General features: G+C 56.6%; 1 protein-coding gene. It reads left to right on the top strand.

Annotation, left to right across the window (positions count from 1 at the left end; translation table 11 throughout):
* Window positions 1-615 (top strand): hypothetical protein (locus BBI10_RS27470; protein ID WP_167355753.1); only part of this gene is annotated, 615 nt, incomplete at both ends.

Below are 615 nucleotides of genomic sequence, written 5' to 3'. Positions count from 1 at the left end.
CAGGCGCTTGACGGCACTTTATCCATTAACGCAACACCCTACCCTCGTCCTAAAGTCGAGCCTGCAGACGCATTCAACGTGCTTGATCCCAACAAGAACAACGCTGTCGATAACACCTATATTGTCATTGATAATATTCCCGCCACCTATCTGGTCAGTTTTTACTGGAACGATGATTACTCGATCGAACCGGTCGCTTCCGAGGGAACGCAAATCAGGGTCAAGGTCCCCTCTGCCCTTGTCATTGCAGCGGGTGAAACCGTCCCTCAACCCATCATCGTCATTTACTCGGTGCTCAATCCAAATGAGCCAGACGGCGTCGCGTCTGAGCCCCTTCAACTCACCGTGCGCAAGTACGTGCGTCCGGCCTATCCAAAGCCGGTCATTACCGAGGCGCAGGGGACCGAGCTTGATGTGACGGCGTTGACGGCTAACGCCCACATGACACTGGCGGCCTGGCCTAGTCAGGCAGTGGGGCAAAAACTCTGGCTGAGCGTGGTCTCGACGCCGCAGATCACGCTGCAGAACTGGAATCCGCTGAACGTCACGACATTGGGCGCCCAGAGCAGGGGCATCTCCAAGGACCTCCTCAAAACGCTGACCGACGGCTCGACC

It is taken from the genome of Pseudomonas graminis (genome assembly GCF_001705435.1).
Taxonomy (GTDB): Bacteria; Pseudomonadota; Gammaproteobacteria; order Pseudomonadales; family Pseudomonadaceae; genus Aquipseudomonas; species Aquipseudomonas graminis_B.
This window is presented reverse-complemented; position numbering and strand designations above follow the sequence as displayed.